The organism is Ruegeria sp. CF1 (assembly GCF_056537445.1).
Genome location: NZ_JBQFRN010000017.1, coordinates 16985 through 35641 on the forward strand (window position 1 = coordinate 16985; position 18657 = coordinate 35641).

19 protein-coding genes are annotated in these 18657 nt (G+C 56.7%); 17 read left to right on the forward strand and 2 right to left on the reverse strand.

What is annotated here, in order from left to right; genetic code table 11:
* Nucleotides 1-35: 35 nt before the first annotated feature.
* The gene (locus tag ACRZ96_RS20050) at nt 36-1979 is read right to left on the reverse strand and encodes a DUF3604 domain-containing protein (protein WP_480814989.1); all 1944 of its coding nucleotides are present in this window, start codon (nt 1977-1979) and stop codon (nt 36-38) included.
* 367 nt (nt 1980-2346) lie between these two features.
* On the opposite strand from ACRZ96_RS20050, the gene ACRZ96_RS20055 reads away from it, so the two are divergent.
* From ACRZ96_RS20055 to rplQ, 9 genes are all read left to right on the forward strand, one after another.
* Nucleotides 2347-2562 carry a DUF1127 domain-containing protein gene (locus tag ACRZ96_RS20055; RefSeq protein WP_170609974.1) on the forward strand — a complete coding sequence of 72 codons (216 nt, stop codon included), beginning with the start codon at nt 2347-2349 and terminating at the stop codon, nt 2560-2562.
* A 200-nt stretch (nt 2563-2762) separates the two neighbouring features.
* Nucleotides 2763-3236, forward strand: a complete 474-nt coding sequence (gene rplO, locus ACRZ96_RS20060) for a 50S ribosomal protein L15 (RefSeq protein WP_039538304.1) — start codon at nt 2763-2765, stop codon at nt 3234-3236.
* Nucleotides 3237-3345: 109 nt separating this feature from the next.
* Entirely contained in the window at nt 3346-4710 is a 1365-nt protein-coding gene (gene secY / locus ACRZ96_RS20065) for a preprotein translocase subunit SecY (protein ID WP_170392890.1), read from the forward strand.
* Nucleotides 4707-5351 (forward strand): adenylate kinase, encoded by a 645-nt coding sequence (locus ACRZ96_RS20070; RefSeq protein ID WP_170424551.1) that lies wholly within the window; start codon nt 4707-4709, stop codon nt 5349-5351. Before secY ends, ACRZ96_RS20070 begins: the two co-directional genes overlap by 4 nt.
* The gene (locus tag ACRZ96_RS20075; RefSeq protein ID WP_480814990.1) at nt 5351-5689 is read left to right on the forward strand and encodes a hypothetical protein; all 339 of its coding nucleotides are present in this window, start codon (nt 5351-5353) and stop codon (nt 5687-5689) included. Before ACRZ96_RS20070 ends, ACRZ96_RS20075 begins: the two co-directional genes overlap by 1 nt.
* A 211-nt stretch (nt 5690-5900) precedes the next feature.
* Nucleotides 5901-6269 (forward strand): 30S ribosomal protein S13, encoded by a 369-nt coding sequence (rpsM, locus tag ACRZ96_RS20080; protein ID WP_008757392.1) that lies wholly within the window; start codon nt 5901-5903, stop codon nt 6267-6269.
* Between the two features lie 15 nt (nt 6270-6284).
* Entirely contained in the window at nt 6285-6674 is a 390-nt protein-coding gene (gene rpsK / locus ACRZ96_RS20085) for a 30S ribosomal protein S11 (protein ID WP_008757289.1), read from the forward strand.
* Between the two features lie 114 nt (nt 6675-6788).
* Entirely contained in the window at nt 6789-7805 is a 1017-nt protein-coding gene (locus ACRZ96_RS20090; RefSeq protein ID WP_010437127.1) for a DNA-directed RNA polymerase subunit alpha, read from the forward strand.
* A 118-nt stretch (nt 7806-7923) separates the two neighbouring features.
* The gene (rplQ, locus tag ACRZ96_RS20095) at nt 7924-8346 is read left to right on the forward strand and encodes a 50S ribosomal protein L17 (protein ID WP_170392888.1); all 423 of its coding nucleotides are present in this window, start codon (nt 7924-7926) and stop codon (nt 8344-8346) included.
* 87 nt (nt 8347-8433) lie between these two features.
* On the opposite strand, the gene budA is transcribed toward rplQ, so the two are convergent.
* Nucleotides 8434-9222 carry an acetolactate decarboxylase gene (gene budA / locus ACRZ96_RS20100; protein WP_480707646.1) on the reverse strand — a complete coding sequence of 263 codons (789 nt, stop codon included), beginning with the start codon at nt 9220-9222 and terminating at the stop codon, nt 8434-8436.
* A 228-nt stretch (nt 9223-9450) separates the two neighbouring features.
* Here budA and ACRZ96_RS20105 point away from each other — a divergent pair, with 228 nt between their 5' ends.
* The 8 genes from ACRZ96_RS20105 (at nt 9451) to ACRZ96_RS20140 (ending at nt 18657) form a co-directional block, all read left to right on the forward strand.
* The gene (locus ACRZ96_RS20105) at nt 9451-10836 is read left to right on the forward strand and encodes a trypsin-like peptidase domain-containing protein (RefSeq protein ID WP_480707645.1); all 1386 of its coding nucleotides are present in this window, start codon (nt 9451-9453) and stop codon (nt 10834-10836) included.
* 3 nt (nt 10837-10839) lie between these two features.
* Nucleotides 10840-12153: a replication-associated recombination protein A gene (locus tag ACRZ96_RS20110; RefSeq protein WP_480707644.1), complete on the forward strand. Its 1314-nt coding sequence runs from the start codon at nt 10840-10842 to the stop codon at nt 12151-12153.
* Between the two features lie 104 nt (nt 12154-12257).
* Nucleotides 12258-13301 carry an RluA family pseudouridine synthase gene (locus tag ACRZ96_RS20115; RefSeq protein ID WP_480707643.1) on the forward strand — a complete coding sequence of 348 codons (1044 nt, stop codon included), beginning with the start codon at nt 12258-12260 and terminating at the stop codon, nt 13299-13301.
* On the forward strand, nt 13298-13969 hold the full coding sequence (locus tag ACRZ96_RS20120) for an HAD-IA family hydrolase (protein ID WP_170392884.1): 672 nt from the start codon (nt 13298-13300) through the stop codon (nt 13967-13969). Before ACRZ96_RS20115 ends, ACRZ96_RS20120 begins: the two co-directional genes overlap by 4 nt.
* 4 nt (nt 13970-13973) lie before the next feature.
* A complete protein-coding gene (locus ACRZ96_RS20125; protein WP_170392883.1) occupies nt 13974-14681 on the forward strand; it encodes an ATP12 family protein in 708 nt (235 codons plus the stop codon).
* A gap of 206 nt (nt 14682-14887) precedes the next feature.
* Nucleotides 14888-15907 carry an amino acid ABC transporter substrate-binding protein gene (locus tag ACRZ96_RS20130; protein WP_170392882.1) on the forward strand — a complete coding sequence of 340 codons (1020 nt, stop codon included), beginning with the start codon at nt 14888-14890 and terminating at the stop codon, nt 15905-15907.
* A 124-nt stretch (nt 15908-16031) separates the two neighbouring features.
* Nucleotides 16032-17300, forward strand: coding sequence for an ABC transporter permease subunit (locus ACRZ96_RS20135; protein ID WP_170392881.1), 1269 nt, complete (start codon nt 16032-16034; stop codon nt 17298-17300).
* Between the two features lies 1 nt (nt 17301).
* Entirely contained in the window at nt 17302-18657 is a 1356-nt protein-coding gene (locus tag ACRZ96_RS20140) for an amino acid ABC transporter permease (RefSeq protein WP_480707642.1), read from the forward strand.

The following is an 18657-nucleotide window of genomic DNA, read 5'->3' on the forward strand; positions in this document are numbered from 1 at the left end:
CAGCTATAAAACATGAGCGCGTTTGCGGTGAAGTGTTACCCCTCCGGAGTGTACCAAATGGGCGAAGTATAAGCCCGTTCTTGTGTGGATGTAGGTACTTCTTCAGGTAGTTCGTCGCCGAACCGAATAGCTTCGTAAACCGTCCATCGCGGCGTGGGGATTTCCAGCACGCGCGCGTAGTAAAAGGCTTTTTGTCCCGGATCAAACTCGGGATCAGACCAGACGGTTATCAATTCCGGCGATCCGATTGAATTCGTGAACGTGCCGGTTTCGACGTCCACGGTATTGCCGACAGGCGGTAGCTTGCCATCGGCACCGATATCCCGATCGCCGGACCAGACGACATCAAAAACCTTTTCTTGTGTCTCACCGGCTTCTGTTAGCCAGCCCTTGACTATCTGAATACGATCCAGATTACCCGAGTACGGATCCTTGAGTGCAGCGACGAGAAAATTCGGCGCAAAGGCATCACCGGGCGCTTCCGGTAGATCTGCCCCCATCGGTACGCCTTTGCCATACCCAATCTCCGCAGGAAGCCGCGATTGAGCATCGTGTTCTTCGAAATCCCATCCCCCGAAGAAACGTACCGTGATCCGACTACCCGTTGTACCATATACTTCCTTGCGTTCCATCGCGTCGAAAATAGATGCTCGCGTATTTTCCTTGGCCCAAACCGCCGCATAACCAGAGGCAGCCATCTGCCAGCCCAGAATTCTGGTCGCTTCAAACTCGCCGACAACATGCTGCCAGCGCCCAGGCTCAGGTTCCACGCCTGAGTGCTTACCAAAAAAGTTATCTTCCTGAGCTGTCGCCAAGGCCGTGTGACTGTCTGTGGATCCCACGACACCGAACTTGTAAGGGTTGGTCCCAAGCTGCGTCTCAAGCTTCAATCCATTTTTTAAAGCCTCGCGAGCATACTCGTACTGCAACATCCAGTCTTCTTTGGGGACAGGGCCCAGGTTTGCGACGTCCCATGTTTCGTAATCTGCAAACTCGTCATTTGGGCTCAGGAACGGGTGGGCCTCGCCGTCGCCTTTGATCTGAGTAATCTCATACAGTGGCTCCCATTTGGCGCGTCTTTCCGCGTAATCTCCTGTGAGCGGTTCGCCGGTATCGGGGTTTGTCTCGACAGGAAACATCAAACCATTGGAAACATTTCCGTTGTGCGCCAATGCAAGGACGCGCCCGCCTGTCGTTTCTTCGTATCTTTCCATCCAATCCCACAGATCTTCAGGATTGAAAGTCTCGGCAGTCGTAAACGGCAACATTTGCCGCGCGCGAATTTTGTCGTCCCTATAGATGACATTACGGTGCAAGTTGTTACCACCCTCTGTCGACGTCCATTCGTAGCCGATAAACGCGGTGAACGATCCCGGTTGATCATAGGCATCTGCAGTTTCCGTAAAGTCATCCCAAACCGACTGTACAAAACGACGGTCCGCAATAGCCTCCGGCAAAGCTTCACCGGTAATTCCGGCGAAAGTTTCGATAACCTCCATTGTCGCTCCAAGAGCCACATTGCCTCCTTGGTTCAACCTGTCGTTCCAATCGCGTAAAGTTGGGTCGCCCATCAAAGTTGCGTTCCCCGCGACGATCTCGTTCATCGCCCCCATCGCGTCTGAATGGTCTGAAACAACGAGCCAATCGAGCGGGCGAGACAACTTCGCCCGTAGGCCGTGAGAAGTAGTTACTTCTTCTCCTCGTGCAAACCGAAACGCGTCTGAAGGCGAAAGAAGTACACCAAACGCACGCGCGTCAAGTGAGAGCGATGTATGCAAGTGGGTGTCGCCCCAAAGAGGTCTAGTTGGAAAGTCACGTCCCGCATAAGGCGAAAACGCATCTGATGCAGGGGCATGCATGTCGGCCTCCGAGATGGTCATTTCACCAACTTGCCTACCCTCGGTGGTTTCTTGTGCCCACGCAGAGGTAGATGACATACAAAGCCAAATAAATAAGGTCGCACTGAAAGGAATTTTCATGGCTATATTCCCTGCTAATCAGACTATAGCTTATGCGACCATTCTCATATGCTTGCTGTCAACCTCGTTTTTGTTTCCGCGAGGAGCATCTGTGCTTGATTGAATTTGTGTGTAACTACCCGAATCCGTCGCCGCAGCTTAGCCTCGTATACCGCGAAATCAAACAGCGGCTTTGCCTGCTGAGCGGACACTCGGTGCATTCAGAGTAGCAGGTGGACCCTGTATTGCCATTCACAAAACGCATACCGGCTAGACCGAAACACGCGTTGTTAGCGTTATCGTCTGTGCCTATCTCACGCCTGTCCAATGAAGGAACAAATCAAGTGACATCGGGGAATGCGCCCCGACATTCTAAAGGATCAAAGATATGGCACATACAGCTACACTGACACATGGCGGCTTCAATCTGAGCGCCCGTATTGCGAACCTGTTTGAGCGCGTGAAAGAAAACCGCGCCCGGGCGACGGAATATAACCGCACCTATACCGAGCTTCAGCGCCTGACTAACCGCGAACTGGATGATATCGGTATTCGTCGCTGCGATATCGCGGATATCGCGCGCGAACACGCCTACTGTGGGTAACACCCCAACCACTCACCGTTGAAGAGGCGCCTATACGGCGCCTCTTTTGGTATTGGGGATGTGATTGAACAATGCTTGCAACCGAGGCCGCAACGCTGTAGAGCGCTCCGGTGGATTTCCGTCCACAAGAATCAAAATCAAGAAATGCCGTGTTTGGCCCATCACGCTTCGGGGGTCACATCCGGCTTAGGAGAAGCGAAATGAAACTGAACGAATTGCGCGACAATCCCGGCGCCGCACCGAAACGCACCCGCGTTGGCCGTGGCCCCGGTTCCGGCAAAGGTAAAATGGGTGGCCGTGGTATCAAAGGCCAGAAATCCCGTTCGGGTGTGGCCATCAATGGCTACGAAGGCGGCCAGATGCCGCTGTACCAGCGCCTGCCCAAGCGTGGCTTCAACAAGCCGAACCGCAAGGAATTCGCCGTTATCAATCTGGGCCTGATCCAGAAATTCGTCGACGCCGGCAAGCTGGACGCCAAAGCTGCGATCACCGAGGACGCGCTGGTTGCATCCGGTCTGGTCCGTCGCAAGCTGGACGGTATCCGCGTTCTGGCGAAAGGCGAGATCAGCGCCAAAGTGAACCTGGAAGTCACCGGTGCTTCGAAAGCTGCTGTTGAAGCGGTTGAGAAAGCGGGCGGCTCACTTACGGTCACAAAAGCTGCTGCGGCAGAGTAAGCGCTTGTGAGCGGGCCAAGACCCGCTTACATAGACCTCAGAGTTTTCCAAGACGCCGCCCGAGCCGGAAAACGGTTCCGGGCGGTGTTTTCATAAGAGAGACCGATTTATGGTATCAGCAGCAGAACAAATGGCAGCCAACACAAGCTGGGCTGCTTTGGGCAAAGCCACCGATCTGCGCAACCGCATCCTGTTCACGCTGGGTTTGTTGATCGTCTATCGTCTGGGCACCTTCATTCCGGTTCCAGGTATCGACGGGCAAGCCCTGCGTGAGTTCATGGAGCAAGCGGGGCAGGGCATCGGCGGCATGGTTTCGATGTTCACCGGCGGGGCGCTGGGGCGGATGGGTATCTTTGCCCTCGGCATCATGCCCTATATCTCGGCCTCGATCATCGTGCAGCTGCTGACATCGATGGTTCCCGCGCTCGAACAGCTCAAGAAAGAGGGCGAGCAAGGGCGCAAGAAGATCAACCAATACACCCGTTTCGGTACCGTGGCTCTGGCCACCGTTCAGGCTTATGGTCTGGCGGTTTCGTTGGAATCGGGCGATCTTGCGACCGATCCGGGCATGTTCTTCCGTATGTCGACCATGATCACTTTGGTCGGCGGCACCATGTTCCTGATGTGGCTGGGCGAGCAGATCACCGCGCGCGGCATCGGTAACGGTATCTCTCTAATCATCTTCGTTGGCATTATTGCCGAGGTTCCCGCCGCTCTGGCGCAGTTCTTCGCTTCGGGCCGCAGCGGTGCGATCAGCCCCGCCGTGATCGTGGGTGTGATCATCATGGTCATCGCCGTGATCACCTTTGTGGTGTTCATGGAGCGGGCCCTGCGCAAGATCCATATCCAATACCCGCGCCGTCAGGCTGGTATGAAAGTCTACGAAGGCGGCTCCAGCCACCTGCCGGTCAAGGTGAACCCGGCGGGTGTGATCCCTGCGATCTTTGCAAGCTCGCTGCTGTTGCTGCCGGTAACGATCTCGACCTTCTCGTCGGGCGCCACAAATGGCCCGGTGATGTCGTGGCTGCTGGCCAACTTCGGCCCCGGACAGCCGCTTTATCTGCTGTTCTTCGCTTCGATGATCGTGTTCTTCGCCTATTTCTACACGTTCAACGTGTCGTTCAAGCCGGACGATGTGGCGGACAACCTGAAAAAGCAGAACGGTTTTGTACCGGGTATCCGTCCGGGCAAGAAAACCGCCGAGTATCTGGAATACGTGGTCAACCGCGTGCTGGTTCTGGGTTCGGCCTATCTGGCGGCCGTTTGTCTGCTGCCTGAAATCCTGCGGGGCCAGTTTGCTATCCCGTTCTATTTCGGAGGCACCTCGGTTCTGATTATCGTCTCTGTGACCATGGACACGATCCAACAAGTCCAGAGCCACCTGCTGGCGCATCAATACGAAGGGCTGATTGAAAAGTCCCAGCTGCGCGGCAAAGGCAAGAAACGCGGCAGAAAGGGAGCTGCTCGTCGATGAACATCATTCTTCTCGGCCCCCCGGGGGCAGGCAAAGGAACGCAGGCGCGTCACCTGGTTGAAACCCGCGGTATGGTGCAACTCAGCACCGGAGACATGCTGCGCGAGGCGAAAACCTCGGGCACGGAAATGGGCCAGAAGGTTGCTGCGATCATGGACGCGGGCAAGCTGGTCACCGATGAGATCGTGATCGGCTTGATCGAAGAGAAACTGACCACCGAAAAAGGCGCCGGTTTCATCTTTGACGGCTTCCCCCGGACGCTGGCGCAGGCCGACGCGTTGTCGGCTCTGCTGACCAAGCTGGGCCAGTCGCTGCATACGGTGATCGAGATGCGTGTGGACGATGACGCGCTGGTGGACCGGATCACGGCGCGGTCAACCTGCGGCGGATGTGGTGAGGTCTATAACGACAACACCAAGCCGATTCCTGCGGATGGCAAATGCACCAATTGCGGCAAGGAAAATGACTTTGTCCGTCGCGCCGACGACAACGAAGACAGCCTGCGCACGCGGTTGATGGAATACTATAAAAAGACCTCTCCGCTGATTGGTTACTACTACGCCAAAGGCGATCTGCGTCCGGTGAACGGGCTGGCGGATATCAAGGAAGTTACGGCGTCGATTGAAGCTGTTTTGGGGTGATGCAGTCGACGACTGTTCCGGTTCCTGAAGATCTTGAAGAAGCATTCGAAAGATATGGAGAGCTTATAAAGGCGGAAAGCACTACGTTCAGGCAACGAACCTTGCCTGCTATTTGCGTGTTTACGGCTATCTTTATGTTTGGTCCGATACTCGGTTTCTTTCCACCGCTCAAATCGACAATATCGGTTGCCTTCTTATTTTCTCTTCCATTCCTTGCTTTTAGATTTTTTGGAGGGAAACTCAGTGCAGAGCGTGAAGAGATACAGTGTAAATTTTCGGATCAAGGCCTCCGGATTTGCCACGATATGTCGCATCGGGTCGATGTGGTGAGGGAATGAAATTCCAACCTCACTTTGTATGGCTTGACGATCCTCTTAAAAGTCTCTACGCACCCCCATCCCTAAAGGGAATCAAGACCGCATGCGGGATTCGTCCCAATTGCCCCGACCACCTCGAATAATACTGGACCCTCTGGCGTCACTGCCACGGTCAAGTGTTGTGAAAAAAGGTTCCGGAGTTACGGAACCGCAACAAAAAGGAAAGTGACACGTGGCACGTATTGCCGGCGTAAACATCCCGACTGCAAAGCGGGTACCAATCGCCCTCACATATATCACCGGTATCGGAAACACCTCGGCCAAAGCGATCTGCGAAGCCGTAGGCATCGAAGCGCACCGTCGCGTCAATGAACTGTCCGACGCCGAAGTTCTGGCCATCCGCGAGCACATCGATGCAAACTTCACCGTCGAAGGTGACCTGCGTCGTGAAGTTCAGATGAACGTCAAGCGCCTGATGGACCTGGGCTGCTATCGCGGTCTGCGTCACCGCCGCAACCTGCCGGTTCGCGGTCAGCGTACCCACACCAATGCTCGTACCCGCAAAGGCCCCGCAAAGGCCATTGCCGGTAAGAAGAAATAAGGGAGGGTCTGACCGATGGCACGTGATAAGACTCGCGTTAAGCGCAAAGAGCGTAAGAACATCGCATCGGGCGTTGCCCATGTGAACTCGACCTTCAACAACACCAAGATCCTGATCTCGGACGTACAGGGCAACGCCATCTCGTGGTCGTCTGCCGGTACCATGGGCTTCAAGGGATCGCGGAAATCGACCCCCTACGCCGCTCAGATGGCTGCAGAAGATGCAGGCAAAAAGGCGCAGGAACATGGCGTCAAGACGCTGGAAGTCGAAGTTCAGGGCCCCGGTTCGGGTCGTGAATCGGCTCTGCGTGCGCTGGCTGCAGTGGGCTTCAACATCACGTCGATCCGCGACGTGACCCCGATCGCTCACAACGGCTGCCGTCCGCCGAAGCGTCGTCGCGTCTAAGCGATTTTGAATTAGGCTGGGGCTGTGTTTTTGCACGGCCCCAGCACGTCATTTTGAACCTCGGGCGTCTGCACCTTGTTGGTCATGGGGCGCGGACAGGAATGGAGGGATTACATGATCCATAAGAATTGGGCAGAATTGATCAAGCCGACCCAGCTTGACGGCAAGCCGGGCAACGATCCCGCACGTCAGGCAACCCTGGTTGCAGAACCGCTGGAACGTGGCTTTGGTCTGACCCTGGGCAACGCGCTGCGTCGCGTTCTGATGAGCTCGCTGCAAGGCGCGGCCATCACCAGCGTTCAGATCGACAACGTCTTGCACGAGTTCAGCTCGGTTGCCGGTGTACGTGAAGACGTCACCGACATCATCCTGAACCTCAAAGGCGTATCCCTGCGCATGGAAGTCGAAGGGCCCAAGCGCCTGTCGATCAATGCCAAAGGCCCCGCAGTTGTCACCGCTGGCGACATCAGCGAAAGCGCTGGCATCGAGGTTCTGAACCGCGATCACGTCATCTGCCACCTGGATGATGGCGCTGACCTGTTCATGGAACTGACCGTCAACACCGGCAAAGGTTACGTTTCGGCTGAGAAGAACAAGCCCGAAGACGCACCCATCGGCCTGATCCCGATCGACGCGATCTATTCGCCGGTCAAAAAGGTTGCCTATGACGTTCAGCCGACCCGTGAAGGTCAGGTTCTGGACTATGACAAGCTGACCCTGAAGATCGACACCGACGGTTCGATCACGCCGGAAGACGCGCTGGCATTTGCCGCACGCATCCTGCAGGATCAGCTGTCAATCTTCGTCAATTTCGACGAGCCGGAATCGGCTGGCCGCCAGGACGAAGACGATGGTCTGGAGTTCAACCCTCTGCTGCTGAAGAAAGTGGACGAGCTGGAACTGTCGGTCCGTTCGGCAAACTGCCTGAAGAACGACAACATCGTTTACATCGGCGATCTGATCCAGAAGACCGAAGCCGAGATGCTGCGCACTCCGAACTTCGGCCGCAAGTCGCTGAACGAGATCAAGGAAGTGCTGTCCGGTATGGGTCTGCACCTCGGCATGGATGTCGAGGACTGGCCGCCCGACAACATCGAAGATCTGGCCAAGAAATTTGAAGACGCGTTCTAAGCGCGTTTTCACAAATGCCCGGGCTGCCGGGGACCATATGGGCACTTCCGCCCCAAGGAGAGCCGGTGACACGCATCGCCGGCCAGACAAAGCAAAACGCGAAAGAAGGAACTAGAAAATGCGTCACGCACGTGGTTATCGCCGCCTGAACCGTACTCATGAGCACCGCAAAGCTCTGTTTGCAAACATGGCTGGCTCGCTCATCGAGCATGAGCAAATCAAAACAACTCTGCCCAAGGCAAAAGAACTGCGCCCGATCGTTGAAAAACTGATCACTCTGGGCAAGCGCGGCGACCTGCACGCCCGCCGTCAGGCCGCAGCACAGCTGAAAGAAGACAAAGACGTCGCCAAGCTGTTCGAAGTTCTGGGCCCTCGTTACGCCGAGCGTCAGGGCGGTTATGTCCGTATCCTAAAAGCAGGCTTCCGCTATGGCGACATGGCACCGATGGCGATCATCGAATTCGTTGACCGCGACATCGACGCCAAAGGCGCAGCTGACAAAGCTCGTGTTGCCGCTGAAGAGGCCGCAGACGAAGAATAAGCCTTGGCTATATCTGAGTTTCAGCCCCCGCGTCGCAGACGCGGGGGTTTTCTTTTGCTCCGTGTGACAATCCAAGGCGGTCTAAATTTAATTGCTTTCGGCTTTCAGAATGCCATCCGCTGACGCTCCCGCGGACAAATTGGCGTCAGAGAAATCCTCTGTCTCTGGCAGTTCCAGATGAAGAGACGAGGTGTGATCGATTTCGATCTCTCCCCGGGTCAATGTATAATCAAGTACGTGCCCACCGGTGGTCCGGTCGTCAGAGATGAAATGCAAGTGGTAACCCGGTACGCCGATCCCGACTGCGTAGTCAGGGCAGCGGAACCCGAGAATAGTTCCCTCCACGTTTTCCAATTCAAACTCGGCCTGCGTTTTGACGACTTCCAGCAAAGGTCTGTATGGCCGTTCCTGTTTCAAAACGTTTCGATACCTAATGTGTTTGATCAATCCGGTGAAACGAACCGCATAAAACAGGTTCTTTGCATCGGCCATGTCATCCAAACCCTCCTCGAAATCGGATTTGTTAACCGGAGAATCCAACGCAAGCGAAATCGTTGGTTTGAAGTCAATGACGGCTGCGTATGGTGTCAGCGCGCCGTTATCCGCAATTGTCGCTTTGCCTTCCCCATCCAGGCGATAAGCGACACCATCCAGCACCACCATTTCTCCGTCCAGGGCGTTGAAGGTACCGAGACCGAAATCTCCGTGTTCCAGCAGCTGACCAATGGAAACAGTCCCATCATAGACCCCCTGCATGACGGCACTCAGTAGTGAGGCCTGGTAATACTCGTGGGCGTGCTCTTCCCGCACAAAGCTCTTATTTCGATGATGAGAGGCAAGGGCCGTTGCAAAGGTCAATTCCCGGTCTTTGTGCATGGTCGTTCCCTCTGATTGGATTCAGCGCCAAGTCCAACACATAACACAACTCCCTGTGAAACTTTTGCAACGCTTTGCGAAGCCATAATGCTGAAGCTGTGTATTTGTGCGAATAGCTCAAAAGAAAGCGGTAGATCCTCGGCATTGTCGAAGGCAGCGGGTTATGTCGCTTGCAATCTTTGCACCGGCCCCGCATATCCGGTTGGCGATATTGCCGGAGGGCCGATGATGCTAAGACTATTGTGTTCCCTAGTATTGCTGATGGGCGCAATACCGGCAGCCGCGGAGACGCAGGTACCAAAAAGCCAGACCGAAATCAGCCTCGGGTTCGCCCCTGTCGTAAAGCAGGCTGCCCCGGCGGTTGTGAACATCTACGCCAAGATTGTGCGCGAAGGGCGGGCAAATCCGCTATTTTCTGACCCGTTCTTTCAGGACTTCTTTGGCCGTGGATTTGGGACGCCACGCCCCCGTGTGCAGAATTCGCTCGGCTCTGGCGTGATCCTCACAGGTGATGGGTATGTGGTGTCAAACTACCACGTTGTGGGGATGGCATCGGAAATTCAGGTCGTGACTACCGACCGTCGTGAATTCACTGCCGAAGTCGTTCTGGGTGACAAAGAAAGCGACATTGCAATCTTGCGGTTGGAAGAGGCAAACGATCTGCCGTTCCTGCAGATGCGCGATTCCGATCAGGTTGAAGTAGGAGAGCTGACGCTGGCGATCGGAAATCCGTTCGGCGTAGGCCAAACTGTTTCATCAGGAATTATTTCAGGGCTGGCGCGTACCGGAACAGCGACGGGAAATGCACGAGGGTACTTCATTCAAACCGATGCGGCGATCAACCCGGGCAATTCCGGTGGCGCGCTTATCGATGTGAATGGCGATCTGATTGGTATAAACACCTCAATCCTGACACGGTCAGGTGGATCGAACGGTATCGGATTTGCCATTCCGGCCAATCTGGTGGCCGAATTCCTGCGGCAGGCGCAGGCAGGCAACGAAAGCTTCGTAAGTCCTTGGGCAGGAATGGCCGGTCAACACATGAGCGCGGATATAGCCGAGTCTCTGGGTATGGCCATCCCTCTCGGGGTGGTGATTTCTGACTTACATGAACTGAGTCCGCTGGCAGAAGCGGGTCTGCGGGTCGGGGACGTTGTCACTCATGTCGACGGAGACGAGGTGAATTCTCCGGCCGAGATGAAATTTCGCATGGCTGTTGCCGGGGTGGGTGGAAAGTCGGTCCTGACTCGGCTGCGGGGCGAAGACCGCTCGGATATTGAAGTGGCGCTGATCAAACCGCCTGAAACGCCTGCGGCGGATGAGACTACGCTGGACGAGGATACGGTCATGCCAGGTCTGATCGTTTCGGGTGTAAATCCGGCGGTGATCGTAAAGCTTGGCTTGTCGCTGTCTCAGACCGGCGTCGTAGTGGTTGATCCGAACCGCTATGGCGGCCGCGCAGGATTGCGTGTGGGCGATGTCGTAAAAGGTATCAACGGAACCAGAACCGAGACACCGGAGGATATCGTTCAGGCCCTGACCGATCCAGGTCGCCGGGTACAGATGGAGATTGAGCGGGGAAGCCGGTTAATCTCATTGCGGTTTCGGTTGTGATCCGTGAGTGATTTGTTCGATACCGGTTCTGCGGAACCAACCGCTTCGCCGCACAGGCCGCTTGCGGATCGCTTGCGCCCACAATCCCTGTCTGAGGTGATCGGGCAAGAGCAGGTTTTGGGACTAGATGCGCCATTGGGGGTGATGCTCGCGTCAGGTAGCCTGTCCAGCCTGATCTTCTGGGGCCCGCCGGGTGTAGGAAAGACAACCATCGCCCGGTTGCTGGCGCAGGAGACCGATCTGCATTTCGTACAGATCAGCGCGATTTTTACCGGTGTGCCGGATCTGAAGAAGGTATTTGAGGCTGCTAAAATCCGTCGTCAGAACGGGCAGGGCACCTTACTATTTGTTGACGAAATCCACCGTTTCAATAAAGCGCAACAGGACGGGTTTCTGCCGCATATGGAGGACGGCACGATCCTCCTGGTTGGCGCGACGACCGAAAACCCTTCCTTCGAGCTAAACGCGGCGGTACTCAGCCGGTCTCAGGTGTTGGTTCTGGAACGCCTTAGCCTTGCTGATCTTGAGCGTTTGACACAACGCGCCGAGAAAGAGCTTGACCGCGCCTTGCCACTAACGTCTGCCGCCCGCGAGGCGCTGCAGGAGATGGCGGATGGCGACGGTCGCGCACTACTGAACCTGATTGAACAGGTAGCTGCTTGGAAAGTGGACGCCGATCTGGACCCGGATGCATTGTCGACGCGCCTGATGCGGCGGGCCGCAAAATACGACAAATCGGGGGATGAGCATTATAATCTGATCTCAGCCCTGCACAAATCGGTGCGTGGATCGGACCCTGACGCGGCGCTGTATTGGTTTGCGCGGATGCTGACCGGCGGCGAAGACCCGCGCTATCTGGCGCGGAGGATCACGCGGATGGCGGTTGAAGATATCGGTTTGGCCGATCCTCAGGCGCAATCGATCTGCCTGCACAGTTGGGAAACCTATGAACGGCTGGGCTCGCCCGAGGGCGAGTTGGCACTGGCGCAGGCGTTGGTGTATCTGGCTCTCGCTCCGAAATCGAACGGGGCCTATGTGGGGTATAAGGCGGCGATGCGGCTGGCCAAGCAATCGGGCAGTGAACCGCCACCCAAACATATCCTGAACGCTCCGACATCGCTGATGAAGGATCAGGGATATGGTGCAGGGTATGCCTATGACCACGATGCCGAAGATGGGTTCTCGGGTCAGAACTATTTCCCGGATGATATGAAGCGCCCGGTTCTCTATCAGCCGATAGAGCGTGGTTTTGAGCGCGAGCTGAAAAAACGGCTGGAATACTTCGCCAAGCTGAGAACGCAACGCAATCAGGGCTAGACTTGACTCTGCACCCGATGCGCGCGACAGACGCGCATGATTTCTAAGGCACTGAAACACGCACAATCCGGGCGGATCAGCCGTGCGGAACAAGGGGCAATGGCATGAGCGGCGTACAGGTGATCACCGTAGCAGAGGACGATGGCGACCAGAGGCTGGATCGTTGGCTGCGCCGCCTGTTTCCTCATGTCAGCCAGGGCCGGATCGAGAAGATGTGCCGCAAGGGTGAACTGCGCGTAGATGGCAGTCGGGTCAAAGCTTCGACGCGGCTAGAGGCCGGGCAGTCTGTGCGCGTGCCGCCGCTGCCAGACGCCGACCATAAGCCCGCTGTCGTAAAGCATCGTGTTTCGGACGCTGACGCAAAGATGATCCAGTCTTGCGTGATTTATAAAGACGATCACGTGCTGGCGCTGAACAAGCCGCATGGCTTGCCAGTTCAGGGTGGCAGCGGTCAAACCCGCCATGTGGACAGCCTGTCCGAAGCGTTGCGCTTTGGGTATGACGAGAACCCGCGCCTTGTGCATCGTTTGGATAAGGACACATCTGGCGTTCTGCTGATGGCCCGTACGCGCGAGGCCGCCAAAGGGCTGACGGCAGCCTTCCGGCACCGAAACACCGAAAAGATCTATTGGGCGCTGGTAGCTGGTGTTCCAACTCCGTACCTGGGCGAAATCAAGACCGGGCTGGTCAAGGCACCGGGGCATGGTAAGCATGGCGAAGGCGAGAAGATGATCGCTGTTCATCCGAGCGAGGTGAACGATACGCCCGGCGCAAAACGCGCGCATACGCTCTATGCAACGCTCTATCGCGTTGCAGGGCGAGCCGCCTGGGTTGCGATGGAGCCGGTGACTGGGCGAACTCATCAGCTGCGTGCGCATATGGCGGCGATCGGTCACCCGATCATTGGCGATGGGAAATATGGCGGCTCGGGGCAGGAAAACCTCGGCGATGGCTGGGGCGCGCAGTTGGGAGGTATCATCAGCAAAAAGCTGCACCTCCACGCCCGCAGCCTGTCCTTTGAACACCCGATGACCCGCAAACCCATCTCGCTTACGGCGCCTTTACCGGATCATATGAAACACAGCTGGGATACGCTGGGCTGGACCGAAGACCTCGCTGCAGATGATCCGTTTGAGGAGTTGCGATGAACGCCCCATTGCGGCTAGTCCTGTTTGATGTGGATGGCACTCTGGTCGATAGTCAGGGTGCCATTGTTTCGGCAATGACCGCCTGTTTTCAGGCGCAGTCACTGCCGGTCCCGGACCGTGACGCCATCCTGTCCATCGTCGGTTTATCTCTGCCCCATGCAATGGCGCGTCTGGCAGCAGATCAGTCCGAGCGGATACAAAGCGCATTGGTTGACGGATATAAGCAGGCCTATCACGCGCAAAGGTTGGAGCAGGGCGCCGCAAGCTCGCCGCTTTATCCCGGTGCGCGCCAAGTGATTGAGGCTCTTCACGCTCAGCCCGAGGTTCTTTTGGGAGTGGCCACAGGCAAATCTCAGCGCGGGCTTGATGCGCTGCTTGAAGGGCATGGGTTGCAGCAGCATTTCATTACTCGTCAGGTTGCAGATCACCACCCGTCCAAGCCGCACCCGTCGATGATAGAAACAGCTTTGGCTGAAACGGGCGTGCCGGCTGCGCAAGCCGTCATGGTGGGCGACACCAGCTTTGACATGGATATGGCCGCAGCCGCGCAGGTTGCCGGGATCGGTGTCAGCTGGGGTTATCACGATCGTCGGGTACTGACGGCTGCGACACATGTGATCGAAACATTCGAAGAATTGCCAGGCGCACTGGCCAAGATCTGGGGCTAAAGAGATGAGCGACTGGAAACCCAAACGCTTCTGGACGACAAGCACGGTCGTTGAGACCGACGTGGGCTATACGGTTGAACTGGATGGTCGACGGGTCAAAACGCCCGCCAAGGCTGCGCTGGACCTGCCCACGCGTGCCATGGCCGAGGCCGTTGCACGGGAATGGGATGCACAGGAAAAGGAAATCGATCCGACCACGATGCCATTCACCCGTTCGGCCAATGCGGCGATCGACAAGGTGCGGCACCAGCATGGTGAGGTTGCCGATATGCTGGCCGATTACGGCGACTCGGATCTGCTGTGTTATCGGGCGACCCATCCCGAAACGTTGCAGCAGCGGCAGTCCGAGGCCTGGGATCCTGCATTGGATTGGGCTGCGGACGCGCTGGGCGCGCGGTTGATCCCGCGTGCAGGGGTGGTGCATCAACCGCAAGCTGCCGAGGTGCTGCAAGGCCTGCGTGACCGGGTGCATGGACTGAATGCGTTCCAGCTGGCGGCGTTTCATGACCTCGTCAGCCTGTCGGGGTCATTGATTCTTGGTTTTGCCGCTGCGCAGAATTGGCGCAAACCGGATGAGATATGGCGCATTTCTCGGCTGGACGAGCTTTGGCAGATCGAACAATGGGGCCACGACGATGAGGCACATGCTGCCGCCGAAGTGAAACGGGCCGCCTTTCTGCACGCAAAGCAGTTCTTTGACCTCTCGTTCTGAGACGGATTCTCGTCAAATCGTGAATTTGTGTCCGATTCTGGCAGAAAAGACCTATCGTTTTCCCTGATCCAGCCCTTGACGTTTGTTGATGAATACGCCCAAACTCGGGCCACTAAAGGGGAGACACCTTTTGGGTAACCTTTCTGGCGCCTATGCGCCGGATCGAACCGTTCCATTCAGGGATGGAAAATCAGGAAGAGGTAAAAATGAAAAAATCCGTAATTTTGGGCGTGGCAACCATTGCCGGCCTGGCTGCTGGCGCAGCTGCAGCGGGTACCGTTGACGACGTGAAAGCCCGCGGCAAGCTGAACTGCGGCGTCGCAACCGGCGTACCCGGCTTTGCCAGCCCCGATGCCAATGGTGAGTGGCAGGGTTTTGACGTGGCCGTATGCCGCGCGGTAGCCGCCGCCGTTCTGGACGACCCAAGCGCCGTTGAGTTCATCCCGACCACCGGTAAAACACGTTTCACCGCGCTGGCTTCGGGCGAGATTGACATGCTGGCCCGTAACACCACGTGGACCTTCAGCCGCGACGTCGACCTGAAGTTCGAATTCGTCGGCATCAACTACTACGATGGTCAGGGCTTCATGGTTCCCAAGGCACTGGGCGTCAGCTCGGCCAAGGAACTGGACGGTGCAACCGTTTGCATCCAGACCGGCACCACAACTGAGCTTAACCTGGCGGATTTCTTCCGCATCAACAACATGAGCTACGAGCCGGTTCCGATCGAAACCAACGCCGAAGCGCAGCAGCAGTATCTGGCTGGTGCCTGTGACGTTTACACTACCGACGCATCGGGTCTGGCTGCTACGCGCGCCACCTTTGAAAACGCAGGCGACCACGTGATCCTGCCCGAAATCATCTCGAAAGAGCCGCTGGGCCCGCTGGTCCGTCACGGCGATCACGAGTGGGGCGATGTGGTCCGCTGGACCCTGAACGCACTGATCGCAGCGGAAGAGCTGGGTGTAACCTCGGCGAACATCGACGAGATGTCCAGTGGCGCCACCGACAACCCAGAGGTAAACCGCCTGTTGGGTACCGAAGGTACGCTGGGTGAGATGCTGGGTCTGGACGCGAACTGGGCACAGCGCGCGATCAAAGTCGGCGGTAACTACGGCGAAGTGTTTGCCAAGAACATCGGGGAGGAAACCCCGATCGGTCTGGCACGCGGCCTGAACGCACAGTGGACCGATGGTGGCCTGCTGTACGCACCGCCTTTCCGCTAAGATCCACGGAAAAGGGCGCGGGGGAACCCGCGCCCTTTTTCCTTCCATAAGAAACACGCCCGGAACGATCTGAGCAGAGGCAAACTCTGCCAACATCCGGGATGCACGGGGATATACATAGGTCATGACGACACTCACTGACCCGCCGAAGGAGCACTTCCGGCTGTCCATGCTCCTTTATGATACGCGGTACCGATCTGCGACCATTCAGGTCATAGCGATGATCGGTTTCATGCTTCTGGCAGCCTGGATTATCAACAACACCATTCAGAACCTTGAAACGCTGGGCAGAACAGTCGGGTTCGACTTTTTTGCCGAACCGGCCAGCTATGACATCAACCAACGCCTGCTGGAATACGACTCGCGCGATACACATCTGCGCGCGGCGTTTATAGGCCTGCTAAACACTCTGGTTGTTGCAGTTCTGGGCTGTATCACAGCAACGATCATCGGTGTCATGGTCGGTGTTTTGCGCCTGTCGAATAACTGGCTGATCGCGCGGATCATGACGGTCTATGTCGAGATGTTCCGTAACGTTCCAGTGCTGCTTTGGATCGTGTTCGCCATGGCGATCCTGATTGAAAGCCTGCCAGCACCGCGCGCCTTCCGAGGTGAAAACCCAGAAGCCACGATGGATCTTTTTGGCACGGTCGCGGTCACAAATCGCGGTGTCTATATCCCCGAGTTTCTGTTCTCGCGCGGATTGGGCGATATCCACCTTTTCGGTACATCAAGCCTGCGCTTTGATGTTTCGCTTGACCTGATCGCCTTCTTGATCGTGTTTGGCGGCAGCATCTTTGCGATGCGCAAGGTTTCGGCCTGGGCCAATTCAACGCAAGAAAAGACCGGCGATCGCCCGACCATTTGGCACATCCAACTGGGCCTTTTGTTCGTGCCATCAGCCATCCTGCTGGGCGTTCTGGGTTTTCACCTGGGCTACCCTGAGCTGAAAGGCTTCAACTTCAGCGGCGGTACCCACCTTCGTAACTCGCTGATTGCCTTGTGGCTGGCCCTGTCGCTGTACACTGCGGCATTCATCGCCGAGATCGTGCGCGCCGGTATTCTGGCCATTTCCAAGGGTCAGACCGAGGCCGCATCCGCACTGGGCCTGCGCCCGGGCCGGACCATGCGTCTGGTGATCTTGCCGCAGGCGTTGCGGGTGATCATCCCGCCAATGATCTCGAACTATCTGAACCTGACCAAGAACTCGTCGCTGGCGATCGCGGTCGGATATATGGACATCACGGGTACGCTGGGTGGCATCACCATGAACCAAACCGGTCGCGAGCTGGAATGCGTTCTGCTGCTGATGCTGGTCTACCTGTCCATCTCGCTGAGCATTTCGGCGGTGATGAACTGGTACAACAACCGTGTCAAACTGGTGGAGCGGTAATATGAGTGATGTTTCATTTGTCCGCACGGAAATGTTGCCGGAACAGGCACCACCCGCCTCCGAGGTCGGTGTACTGGGCTGGATCAAGCATAACCTGTTTTCAAGCTGGCTGAACGCCATCCTGACGATCGTATCGCTGGTCTTCATCTACTATGTGCTCTCCAACATCCTGTCCTGGACGTTCGAATCTGTTTGGAACGCCAATTCCCTGTCGGAATGTCGTGAGATCATGATGGCCACCTGGGGCGATACGCATGGTCATGCCTGCTGGGGTGTGATCAAGGATCGTTGGCTACAGCTGCTATATGGGTTCTATCCGCCGTATCCGGCGCATCCGGATGCCACATGGTCGAACCCGCCTGAAACCGGGGCATGGCCGGCCTATTTCCGTCCGAACCTGACCTTCATCCTGTTGTTGGTTGCTATTGCGCCAGTGTTGTTCACTAAGGTGCCGCGTAAGCTGTTGATTGCAACGGCGGCTTATCCGTTCCTGCTGCCTTGGCTGATGTGGGGTGGGTCGATCTGGGGGCCGCTCATGGTCGCCGCCGGATTTGCCATCGGGTATTTCGCGTACAAGTTTGCGCTTCCGGTTGCCGGGTCTCTTGCCGCGATTATCCTTGCGATTGCGCTGCCCATACTATGGTGGCTGTTTGCTGCCGGTTCCGTGGCTGACGCAATCAATGCAATCATTCCGATCGGTATCGCGCCGGTGGAAAGCCGCGACTTTGGTGGCTTTATGCTAGCGATCCTGTTGGGTGTCGTGGCCATTGGTGTTTCGCTGCCTATCGGTATCGTGCTGGCGCTGGGTCGTCAGTCCGATCTGATGATCGTCAAATACCTGTGCGTGGGCTTTATCGAGTTCATTCGGGGCGTGCCGCTGATTACCCTGCTGTTTGTGGCATCGCTGCTGCTGAACCTGTTCCTGCCGCCGGGCACCAATTTTGACATCATCCTGCGGGTGATGATCATGATGACCCTGTTCTCGGCCGCCTATATGGCCGAGGTGATCCGGGGTGGTCTGGCTGCCCTGCCGCGTGGTCAGTACGAAGGCGCAGACAGTCTGGGCCTGAACTACTGGCAGGCGCAGCGGCTGATCATCATGCCACAGGCGCTGAAAATCTCGATCCCGGGCATCGTGAGCACGTTCATCGGTATCTTCAAGGATACGACTTTGGTCTCGATCATCGGTCTGTTCGACGTGATTGGCCTGACCAACGGCATCCGCGCCGATACCGCCTGGAACGGCGTCTACTGGGAACTGTTTGCCTTTATCGGCGTTCTGTTCTTCGTGGTTTGCTTCTCCATGTCCCGTTATTCCATGTACCTGGAGCGCAAGCTTCAGACTGGCCACCGTTAA